Here is a 9,974-nt window from a genome sequence, read left to right as displayed (position 1 = left end):
ATCGGCGGTATCGTCGCCCTCTTCCTGCGCGGACTGCCCCTGTCGGTCTCCGGCGCCATCGGTTTCATCGCGCTGTTCGGCGTGGCGGTGCTGAACGGCATCGTCATGGTTTCCTATTTCAACAAGCTGCGCGAGGAGGGGATGCCCCTCGACGAGGCGATCATCCAGGGGGCGGCGGTGCGGCTGCGGCCGGTGCTCATGACCGCCCTGGTGGCGGCGCTCGGCTTCATCCCCATGGCCCTCTCCCACGGCACCGGCGCCGAGGTGCAGCGGCCCCTGGCCACCGTGGTCATCGGCGGTTTGATTACTTCGACATTACTGACCCTCGTCGTGCTCCCGACTCTCTACCGCTGGTGGGAAGGAAGAGCGACGCGGCAGCTGAATCGGAAGGAGGTCGCACAATGAAACAGATCATCGCCTATATCAGACCGGCTGTTCTGGAAAGAGTGACGGAGGCCCTGAGATTGACCGACGGTCTGACCGGCATGAGTGTGATGGATATAAGGGGGTTCGGGCAAGGCAGGGGTGTTTCCTGCCGGGATCTCAACGATGCGGAGATTACTTATTTCTGCAGCAAGATTCGGATCGAGCTGATGGTTTCCGATGCCATCGTGCGGGAGGTCGTTGACCTCATCCAGCAGAAGGCCTGGACCGGCGAACGGGGCGAAGGGAAAATCTATGTCCTGAACGTGGAGGAGGCGGTCCGGATCAGGACCAATGAGCGCGGGGAGATTGCCGTATGAAAGCGTGCCTGGGGGGCTACGGCCCGGAGATGAAAGGAGCGAAGGCAATGAGAGGTAAACGTAGTCTGGTGCTCCTCGTTCTTGCGATGGCCTGGATAGCGGCGGGCTGCGCCACGGCCCACGCGGAAAAAGCGGTTGCGGGGTCGATCGCCCTGGAAATCATCCCCACCAGGGTGGCTTCCGTTTCCGAAGCCAGGGTGGTGCAGAAAGGAGCGGATCTGATTGTTTCCGGGAAGGTCAGAAAGTACCACGAGTTCTTACTGACGGGGCATGTCGATATAGTCATCCGCGATTCGCAGGGAACCGTAATCGCCAGGGAAACGCCAAGGCTTAGCGGTCATGCCTCGAAAGGAGGCGGCGTGAAGGAGGGGCGGTTTTCGGCGGAGACGAGGGTGGTTCCTCCCCCTGGCTCGAAGGTTTGCGTCAGGTACCATGCCCATTCTCCCGGGGCAAAGCACCTTGAATGCACTTAAAGTGTGACGCTCAGCAAAAATAGCACGGCTGACCACGATTGCCGTCGTTGGGTTTTGCCGGACAGCGGATACCCTTTTCATCTATAGTTAAGTTGAGAGTGATCGGTATCGGGACGGGGGGGGAGGAGACAGACGATGAACAGATGGTTCAATTTGAGGTGGTTGGCGGTTCTCGGGGTGTTGCTGCCGGTCCTGGCCGGTTGCGGGGGGAGCGACGGCAGCGACGCTCCGGTCTTCGTTGGACCGGGACTGGTGGGGATCGATGATCGCCCTACGGTGGAGATCACCGCGCCGGAACTGACCGTCGAGTATGTTCTGCCCGGAGTGCCGGGAACGGTTGTGGCCTCCATCCTCAGTAATCAGCCGACGGATGGCGACATCGCCTTCGATCCGGTCCTGGGTACCTTTACCATTACCCAGGGTCCCGACACACTTTTGTTCGGGATTGACAGCGCCAGTCCAAACCAGCCCGAGTTCCGGGCCTTCCTCGATTTTCCCCTCGACGGATCGACGGGTGAACCGGTCATTCCTCTGAACGCCATCGTCCTCTCGGCGACCTTGACGATCTTCGTGAATTTCGTCGATTTTTCCGCCGCCGTCCCGGTTCTGCTCGACCTGGTCCAGTATTCGGTGGTTGCAGGGCTCACCCCCGGCGATTACTCCTCCGTCCCCCTGGCGATTCGGGCCTTCGATATTTTCAATACCGACGCCGGCCGGGACGTGCTGATCGAGGTAACCCCGCTGATGACGGCAGCGCAGTCCCGCGGCCTGACGGATTTCCAGGTCCGGTTTCTGCTGGGACCGTAACCGGGCAGGGCAACAGCGGCGGATTTCGCGCAAGCGGGGGTGGCCAGATTGGGCAACAGGTATTCAAGTGCTTTGCCAGGCGCTCCCGTTTAATCGGCACGGAGGGTGCGGAGAATGTCCTCCATTCGGCGCAGCGGCAGCGAGAAATGGCCTTCGTCGGGAAGGAACCGGCTTCGGCAGCCAGGGATGGTTCGGGCCAGATCTTCTCCCATGCCCACGGGGGCGGTGGCATCGAGCCGGCCGTGCCAGAGGTCGACCGTCACCCTGATGCGGGCGAAGTCGATCCCCCAGGGGCGGGTGTAGAGGTAGAGTTCGCGCGCCCCCCCTTGCGAGACGCGGCGGGCCGCCTCGTCCAGAGAAGCGAGAAAGATGCCGCGGATCGCCGGTCTGGCGAGGACTTCCCGGTCCGGTCCGGGTACGTTGGCGGTGAACAGGGCGAAGAGGCGCTCCGGGCTGTGGCGGGCCATCTGTGCAGCCAGGGCGAAGAATGCCCGCCCGGCAACCGGTGCCTGCCGGAAGAGCTGCAGGAAGAAACGGCTCAAAAGGCTCATGCCCCGAGTTGCTCCGACCTTGTCAAGCGGTCCGAGGCCGCCGACGATGCCGACGGCGGAGAGCCGCTCCGGGATGTTCGCCGCGCAGGCCAGAGCGTAGGGCCCTCCCCCTGACACCCCCAGCACGGCGAAGCGTCCCAGTCCGAGGGCGTCGGCCAGTTCCGCCACGTCCGCCGGCCAGTCGCCGATGGCGCGGCCGGGCTGAAAGTCGGAGAGCCCGATACCGGGGCGGTCGGGGGCGATGACCCGGATACCGAGCCGTGCCGCCGCTTCGTCGGTCAGTGCCGCCTCCAGGCGCGAGGCGGGAAAGCCGTGAAAGTAGAGGAGCGGCCCGCCCTGCGGGTCGCCGTATTCGGCCCAGCCGAGGCAGCGCCCGTCGCAGAGGGTGATTTGTCGGCTGCTGTTTCTTCCCATCAGGAGTTCTCCTTTGGTCTCCCCGCGATTATAGCCGACGCACCCCGGACCGTCGCGTCGGTCTCTTTTTTTCCTGTTGACATCCGTCTCGTCTTTCCATTAATGTCCAAAGTTGTCCATTCGCAGAGACGAATGTCATAAGGGATAAAAATGAACCTTTCTGTGAAAGACGCCGCCCGGCTGCTGAGCGTCTCGGAGAAGACGATCTACCGCTGGATCAAGCAGGCGATCGTTCCCGCCTACCGGGTCCACGAGCAGTACCGGTTCAACCGGGCGGAACTGCTCGAATGGGCTACCGCCCGTCGCATCAGCGTGGCGCCCGAGGCCTTCCAGGAGCCGGAGGCCGACCCCTCGCCCCTGCCGTCGCTGAGCGAGGCACTCGAGGCCGGGGGGGTCTTCTACCGGCTCGAGGGAAAAAGCCGTGACGAGGTGCTGGCCGACCTGGTCGCCCATCTGCGCCTGCCCGAGGAAGTCGATCGCCCCTATCTGCTCCAGGTCCTGATCGCCCGCGAGCGGCTCGCCTCCACCGCCGTCGGCGACGGCATCGCCATCCCCCACCCGCGCAACCCGGTACTGCTCCACGTCACCCGGCCGACGGTCACCCTCGGCTTCCTGGAAAACCCGGTCGACTTCCAGGCCCTCGACGGCCGGCCGGTCAGCATTCTCTTCACGCTCATCACGCCGACTCTGCGTGCCCATCTGCACCTGCTCTCCAAGCTCGGCTTCGTTCTCAGGGACCGCCGCTTCCGCAAGGTGCTGGAAGGGCAGGGGAGCCGGGAGGAGATTTTCGCCGCCCTGCGCAGTGCTGAAGTCGAGCGGAAAAGATAATTTGCGAAGGCAGCCGGTGGTCACCCCGTGCTGGCCAGCCTGTTCGACAGACTTCTCTGCCGGTAAACCCGGGCTCAGGGAATTGTAGTCAAGATGCCGTATTCGCCTTACAGGGAAAAGAAAAACCTCTTCCGGGAGCGTCCATGGGTCTTCGTCTTCGGCGGGCTCCTCTCCTCCGTTGCCGGATTTGTCAACGTGGTTCTCCTCGGGATTTATCACGTGCCGGTCAGTCACATGAGTGGTGCGGTTTCGCGCCTGGCGATTGACGTCACCACCCTCAACCGGGCGGACTTGCGAGGGGCGCTGGCAATCTTCATCGGCTTTTTGTGCGGCGCGATTTTGAGCGGCTTGATCATTGGCGCCACCCGGATTCGTCCCGGCCGCCGCTATGGGATTACGATGATGCTGGAAGGTGCGCTGCTGACCACCTCGGCCATTCTGCTGCTTTACCAGAGACGCAGCGGCATCCCCCTGGCGGCGATGGCCTGTGGTCTGCAAAACGCCATGGCGAGCAGTTATTACGGGCTGATCATCCGCACCACGCATGTCTCCGGCATGGTCACGGACATCGGAGTCCTGCTCGGGCAGATGATCCGTTATCGACGCCTCGAAGTCTGGAAGCTGCTGCTGCTGACCGTGCTGCTTGGCGGGTTTTTCACCGGCGGATTGCTCGGCGGGCTGGCTTTTGCGAAAATCGGCATTCCGGCTCTTTTCCTGGCCGCCATCAGCTGCACGACCGGCGGGGCCTGCTACTTTGTCTGGCGGCGTCGGCACCTGCATGAATTCGAAATTGACCGTTGGGGTATCCCCTCCGCGGAGGAGATGGAGTTGCTATGACGCTGCTGCTTGGCTCCCTGCTGCTTTTCGCCGCCGGCGGCCTGCTGGCCCTGGTGACCAGCGGGCGGCCGCGGCTTGCAAGCATCCTGGGTTGTGCCGGTGCCTTGGCGGGTGCCCTGCTGGGCATATTGGCGGCCGTGACGGAACTCACCGCCGGCGACTCGCCCTTCTGGACCCTGGCATGGTCGGTTCCCGGGGGGCGGCTGGCTCTGCACCTCGACCCCCTGGCGGCCTTCTTCCTCCTGCCGACCTGCCTCCTCGCCCTGCTGTGCGCGGTCTATGCCGTTGGCTATCTGCGCGATTATCCCCGTCCCGGAGCGCTGGGTCCGCACTGGTTTTTCTTCAATCTGCTGGTTGCCGCCATCATCCTGGTGGTCACGGCCGCCAATGCCGTGTTGTTCCTGGCCGCCTGGGAGATCATGACCCTCGCCTCGTTTTTTCTGGTCGCCTTCGAGCACCGGCAGCCCGAGGTACGCAAGGCCGCCTGGCTCTACCTGGTGCTCGCCCACCTCGCACTCATGCTGCTGCTGGCCTTCTTCGTGACGGCCGGGGTGCGTTGCGGCAGCTTCGACTTCGCCGATTTCGGTCCCCTGGCGCAACTCTCGCCGGTCATGGCGACGCTGCTCTTTGCTCTGGCGGCCGCCGGTTTCTCGGTCAAGGCCGGCCTGTTCCCCCTCCATGTCTGGCTTCCCGATGCCCACCCCGCCGCGCCCAGCCACGTCTCCGCCCTGATGTCGGGCGTCGTGGTGAAAACCGGCATTTACGGCATCCTGCGGGTCGGCGGTCTGCTGCCATCAGTTTCGCCAAATGCGGGGGTGGTGTTCATGCTCCTGGGTGGCGCCGGGGCTCTCTATGGCATCGCCATGGCCATATTGCAGCGGGACGTCAAACGCTGCCTGGCGTACTCCACCGTCGAGAACATCGGGATCATCTTCCTCGGCCTTGGCCTGGGCCTGTTTGCTTCCCGGCACGACCAGCCGCTGTTGGCCGTGCTCGGTTTTGCCGGGGCTCTGCTGCATATCTGGAACCACACCCTGTTCAAGGGGCTGATGTTCCTGGGCGCCGGCAGTCTGCTGCACGGCACCGGCACCCGCGACATGAACCAGATGGGGGGGCTGCTCAAACGGATGCCCTGGACGGGAAGCCTGCTGATCGGCGGTTGTCTGGCCATCGCCGCCCTTCCGCCCTTCAACGGGCTGGCCAGCGAATGGCTGCTCTACCTCGGGCTGCTGAAGGCGGGCCTGGTCAACGGCGGCTTCGGCGGGCTGGTTCCCTTGCTGCTGGTCGGCGTGCTCGGCCTGACCGGGGCGCTGGCCCTGGTGGCCTTCACCCGCCTGGCGGGGATCGCTCTCTGCGGCGAGCCGCGCAGCGCGTCCGCCCACCATGCCCATGAATCCGGCCCGAAGATGATCGTTCCCATGCTGATTCTGCTCCTGACCTGCCTGGCCATCGGCCTGCGTCCGCAGTGGGCGGTCGGCCTGCTTGCCGCTCCTCTCGGCCAATTGGTGCCAGTCGCTCCGGAGGTGCTGGCTACCGCCCTTGCCTCGCTATCGCAGGTCGGGCATTGGGGGGCTTTGCTGGTGCTGGCGCTGGCCGCGACTACCTTGGGACTAATTCTGCTTTTGCGCTGCCGCCCTCAAAGCCGGACCAGCACCTGGGGGTGCGGGTTTTCTTTTCCCTCGGCGCGCATGGCCTATACCGGCGACGGGTTTGCCGAACTGACCCAGAGCCATCTGCTGCCGGCGGGGCTGCGGCTGGCCGCGGCGGGTGAGGCGGTGACCGGACTTTTCCCGCGGGTGGTCAAGCTGGCTCACCACGGTCTTGATCCGGTCCTCGGCCGGTGGTTCCTGCCCGGGTTTGAACGGGTCGCCGACCGGTGTGTTCGTCTGCGCTGGCTGCAGCAGGGGCGGCTGCCGGTTTACCTGCTCTATGTTTTCCTCGCCTGCGCCGTGCTCATGGCCTGGAGCGTCCTGGCTGAACTCGGTTGGGGGGGCGGATGATGCCCTTGGTCCTTGCCGCCGCGGTTTTGATCGCCCTGTCGGGGGTGCCGGGTCTGTTCCTGTCCCGACAAGGGTCCGCCGGTGAAAGACCGGCCTCTTTTCTGGTCCTGCTCGGTGCGGGCTGCGGCCTGGCCGGCGTGGTGGGCGGTCTGTCGGGCCGGGGCGGGGATTCCGTCACCCTCCCCTGGAGTGTTCCCGGCGGCGAACTGGCCCTGCGCCTCGATCCCCTTTCGGCAGTCTTTCTGTTGCCGGTGTTGCTGATTCTGGCCTGCGGGGCGGTCTACGGGCTCGGCTACTGGCCGCAGCGGGAACATCCGGACAATGGGAGAAAATTCCGCCTCTTTTTCGGCTTGATCGGCAGCGCCCTGATCACCTTGCTGACCGCCCGCAACGCCGTGCTGTTTCTGTTGGCCTGGGAAGTGATGGCCCTGTCCAGTTATTTTCTCATCACCACCGAGGGGGAGAAAATCGAGGCGCGCCGGGCCGGTTTCATCTACCTCGTCGCTACCCACACCGGCACCCTGGCGCTGTTCGCCATGTTCGCCCTGCTGGAGCAGCTCTCCGGCTCCTTTACTTTTCCTGCGGCGCAGTCGCTGGCCGCCGGCGGGGGCGCCGCGATCTTTCTCCTCGGCCTGTTCGGCTTCGGTCTCAAGGCGGGGCTGATGCCGCTGCATATCTGGCTCCCCGGCGCCCACGCGGCCGCTCCGAGCCACGCCTCGGCCCTGCTTTCGGGGGTGATGATCAAGACCGGTATCTACGGGTTGGTGCGGCTGACTTCATTTTTCTTCGACCTCCCCCCCTGGTGGGGCTGGAGCGTTCTGGCGCTCGGTGTGGTCTCCGGCATTTTCGGAGTGGCTTTCGCCCTCGCCCAGCATGACATCAAGCGCCTGCTCGCCTACCACAGCGTGGAAAATATCGGCATCATCGCCCTCGGTCTGGGGATCGCCCTGCTGGGGCGGAGCTTCGAGCTGCCGGCGCTGATTCTGCTGGGAATCGCCGGAGCGCTGCTGCACGTGATCAACCATGGGCTCTTCAAGTCCCTGCTCTTTTTCAGCGCCGGTTCCGTGATTCACGCCACTGGCAGCCGGGAGATCGACCATTACGGCGGGCTGTTGAAGCGCCAGCCGTGGACCGGCATCTTTTTCCTGGGCGGCGCGGTGGCGATCAGCGGCCTGCCTCCCTTCAACGGTTTCATCAGCGAGTGGCTGATCTACCTTGGCGCCTTCAACGCCTTCGCGGGCGAGTCGCTGACCGTGCATCTGGCGGTGCTGGCCGCCCCCGCCCTGGCGCTGATCGGCGGCCTGGCGCTGGCCTGTTTCGTCAAGGTGTTCGGCATCGCCTTTCTCGGCGAGCCCCGCAGCGCCGAGGCCGCCCGGGCCCACGAAGCCCCGCTCTGCATGCGCCTGGCGATGCTTCCGCTGCTGGCCTGCTGCGTCTGGATCGGCCTGCTGCCGATGACGGTCGCGCCCCTGCTGCAGCGGGCCGCGCTCGACTGGAGCGGCCGGACCGGGGAGGGCAGCCTGTCGGCGCCCCTGGCGCCTCTGGCCTGGGTGGGGGGAATGGGCTGGGGACTGATTCTGATAGTCGTGGTCGTCGGCTTCTGGTTGCAGCGTCGCGCCAGAGGGGCTCCTGCCGCTGTTTCGACCTGGGGCTGCGGCTACGCCTTGCCCGGGCCGCGCATGCAATACACCGCCTCGTCCTTTGCCGATTTCCTGGTGGGGCTGTTCCGCTTCGGCTTGCGCACGGAGCGGCGGGGGGGCGAAGTAACGGATGTATTCCCTGCCCCGGAACATTTTCACAGCGACACCCCCGACAGCGTACTGGACCGGCTGCTCTACCCCGGCTGCCGGGGGGTGGCCCGGGGCTTCACCTGGCTGCGGGCCAGGGTACAGAACGGGCTGGTTGCCGTTTACCTGCTCTACGTCGCGGTGACGCTGTGCGTTCTGCTGTTGCTGATAACGACCATCTGAAGAGGAATTGGACATGCTGGGCCGACTGCTGCTGCACCTGGTTTTGCTGCTGGTTTTCGCTCCCCTGCTGCAGGGGGTGATCGTCAAGACCAAGGCCCTGTTCGGGGGGCGGGTGGGCGCTCCGCTGTTGCAGCCCTATTGGGACCTGGCCCGGCTGTGGCGCAAAGGGTTCGTGTTCAGCCGCACGACCACCTGGGTCTTCCGGGCTGGACCGGTCGTCGGGCTGACAGTGCCCGTCCTGGCATCGCTGCTGGTACCCTTTGGAGCACTGCCGGCGCCGCTCTCCTTTGAAGGGGATCTGATCCTGTTCGTCTATCTGTTCGGCCTCGCCCGCTTCTTCACCGCGGCTGCCGCCCTCGATACCGGCTCCAGTTTCGAAGGGATGGGCGCCGCCCGCGAGGTGACCTTCTCCTGTCTGGCCGAACCGACCGTCCTCTTCGCGCTGATGGTCCTGGCGCGACTGGCCGGGGAACTCTCGCTGAACTCGCTGCTGGGACCCCACCTGGAAGCGGCCTGGAAGGGGCCTGCAGCGGCGCCGCTGGGATTGATTCTGGTCTGTCTGCTGGTCGTCCTGCTGGTCGAGAATTCACGCATCCCCTTCGACGACCCCAACACCCATCTGGAACTGACCATGATCCACGAGGTGATGGTTCTCGATCACAGCGGCCCGGCCTTCGGCATGATTCTTTACGGGGCAGCGCTCAAGTTGATGGTGCTCGGGGCACTGGTGGTGCGGCTGGCGCTCCCCTGGCAGACCGGTTTGTGGTGGCTCGATGCCATGGTCTTTCTGGGTGGGATGCTGTTGCTGGCGTTGCTCATCGGCGTGGTGGAGTCGATCATGGCCCGCCTGAGGCTGGTGCGGATTCCGCAGATACTGATCGGCACCACTCTGGTTTCGATATTTGCCCTTGTATTGGTGCTGCGATAACAGCAAACAGTTAACCAAACCACCGGAGATCGTAGCTCTATGTTTGGTCTGAGCAATCTGTGCCTGCTGCTGGTCATCCTGCTGAATTTCTTCACCCTCGGCAGTGCCCGGCTGGCCGCCTGCATCCGCGCCGTGGCTATACAGGGGGCGCTGTTGGCCCTGCTGCCGGTCCTCACGCACGGTTTTTCCGGCCACGCGCTGCTGCTGGGCGTCGGCGCCCTGGCCTTGAAGGGGATATTCATCCCCTGGCTGCTGCTGCGGGCCATTCGCGAGGTGCGCATCCGGCGCGAGATCGAACCGCTGATCGGCTATGTCCCGACTCTCATCCTCGGGGCGCTGGTCACCGCCGCCGCCTTCATTTTCGCCGATTTCCTGCCGTTGGTGACGGAACACCAGGGGGGTCTCTTCATCCCGACCTCGCTG

At 64.7% G+C, this 9,974-nt stretch carries 11 protein-coding genes; 10 read left to right on the top strand and 1 reads right to left on the bottom strand.

Annotation, left to right across the window (positions count from 1 at the left end; genetic code table 11):
- The 4 genes from VD811_15655 to VD811_15640 form a co-directional block, all read left to right on the top strand.
- Positions 1-405, top strand: a 405-nt coding sequence (locus VD811_15655; GenBank protein ID HXV22419.1) for an efflux RND transporter permease subunit, incomplete at its 5' end; no start/stop codon positions are given.
- Positions 402-743: a P-II family nitrogen regulator gene (locus VD811_15650; GenBank protein HXV22418.1), complete on the top strand. Its 342-nt coding sequence runs from the start codon at positions 402-404 to the stop codon at positions 741-743. The genes VD811_15655 and VD811_15650, both read left to right, overlap by 4 nt.
- Complete coding sequence (locus tag VD811_15645; protein ID HXV22417.1) at positions 740-1,216, top strand: hypothetical protein; 477 nt, start codon at positions 740-742, stop codon at positions 1,214-1,216. The genes VD811_15650 and VD811_15645 overlap by 4 nt, the downstream gene beginning before the upstream one ends.
- A 135-nt stretch (positions 1,217-1,351) precedes the next feature.
- Positions 1,352-2,023, top strand: a complete 672-nt coding sequence (locus VD811_15640) for a hypothetical protein (protein HXV22416.1) — start codon at positions 1,352-1,354, stop codon at positions 2,021-2,023.
- Positions 2,024-2,112: 89 nt separating this feature from the next.
- Here the strand turns inward: VD811_15640 and VD811_15635 are convergent, their stop codons facing one another.
- Positions 2,113-2,988: an alpha/beta fold hydrolase gene (locus VD811_15635; protein HXV22415.1), complete on the bottom strand. Its 876-nt coding sequence runs from the start codon at positions 2,986-2,988 to the stop codon at positions 2,113-2,115.
- A gap of 150 nt (positions 2,989-3,138) precedes the next feature.
- On the opposite strand from VD811_15635, the gene VD811_15630 reads away from it, so the two are divergent.
- The 6 genes from VD811_15630 to VD811_15605 all read left to right on the top strand — a co-directional run.
- Positions 3,139-3,816 (top strand): PTS sugar transporter subunit IIA, encoded by a 678-nt coding sequence (locus VD811_15630; GenBank protein HXV22414.1) that lies wholly within the window; start codon positions 3,139-3,141, stop codon positions 3,814-3,816.
- Positions 3,817-3,909: 93 nt separating this feature from the next.
- The gene (locus tag VD811_15625) at positions 3,910-4,653 is read left to right on the top strand and encodes a YoaK family protein (GenBank protein ID HXV22413.1); all 744 of its coding nucleotides are present in this window, start codon (positions 3,910-3,912) and stop codon (positions 4,651-4,653) included.
- A complete protein-coding gene (locus VD811_15620; protein HXV22412.1) occupies positions 4,650-6,653 on the top strand; it encodes a proton-conducting transporter membrane subunit in 2,004 nt (667 codons plus the stop codon). Before VD811_15625 ends, VD811_15620 begins: the two co-directional genes overlap by 4 nt.
- Positions 6,650-8,623 carry a proton-conducting transporter membrane subunit gene (locus VD811_15615; protein ID HXV22411.1) on the top strand — a complete coding sequence of 658 codons (1,974 nt, stop codon included), beginning with the start codon at positions 6,650-6,652 and terminating at the stop codon, positions 8,621-8,623. The genes VD811_15620 and VD811_15615 overlap by 4 nt, the downstream gene beginning before the upstream one ends.
- 13 nt (positions 8,624-8,636) lie before the next feature.
- On the top strand, positions 8,637-9,551 hold the full coding sequence (locus VD811_15610; GenBank protein HXV22410.1) for an NADH-quinone oxidoreductase subunit H: 915 nt from the start codon (positions 8,637-8,639) through the stop codon (positions 9,549-9,551).
- 39 nt (positions 9,552-9,590) lie between these two features.
- Positions 9,591-9,974: hydrogenase (locus VD811_15605; GenBank protein ID HXV22409.1), on the top strand; the 384-nt coding region annotated here is incomplete at its 3' end.

It is taken from the genome of Desulfuromonadales bacterium, assembly GCA_035620395.1.
Taxonomy (GTDB): domain Bacteria; phylum Desulfobacterota; class Desulfuromonadia; order Desulfuromonadales; family DASPGW01; genus DASPGW01.
Note: the sequence above shows the minus strand (reverse complement) of the source record. Positions and strands in the feature narration are given on the sequence as shown.

Excerpts from the sequence above, each read along its gene's own strand:
- VD811_15650 (HXV22418.1), top strand. The coding sequence starts at position 402 with ATGAAACAGATCATCGCCTATATCAGACCGGCTGTTCTGGAAAGAGTG.
- VD811_15645 (HXV22417.1), top strand. The coding sequence starts at position 740 with ATGAAAGCGTGCCTGGGGGGCTACGGCCCGGAGATGAAAGGAGCGAAG.
- VD811_15640 (HXV22416.1), top strand. The coding sequence starts at position 1,352 with ATGAACAGATGGTTCAATTTGAGGTGGTTGGCGGTTCTCGGGGTGTTG.
- VD811_15635 (HXV22415.1), bottom strand. The coding sequence starts at position 2,988 with ATGGGAAGAAACAGCAGCCGACAAATCACCCTCTGCGACGGGCGCTGC.
- VD811_15630 (HXV22414.1), top strand. The coding sequence starts at position 3,139 with ATGAACCTTTCTGTGAAAGACGCCGCCCGGCTGCTGAGCGTCTCGGAG.
- VD811_15625 (HXV22413.1), top strand. The coding sequence starts at position 3,910 with ATGCCGTATTCGCCTTACAGGGAAAAGAAAAACCTCTTCCGGGAGCGT.
- VD811_15620 (HXV22412.1), top strand. The coding sequence starts at position 4,650 with ATGACGCTGCTGCTTGGCTCCCTGCTGCTTTTCGCCGCCGGCGGCCTG.
- VD811_15615 (HXV22411.1), top strand. The coding sequence starts at position 6,650 with ATGATGCCCTTGGTCCTTGCCGCCGCGGTTTTGATCGCCCTGTCGGGG.
- VD811_15610 (HXV22410.1), top strand. The coding sequence starts at position 8,637 with ATGCTGGGCCGACTGCTGCTGCACCTGGTTTTGCTGCTGGTTTTCGCT.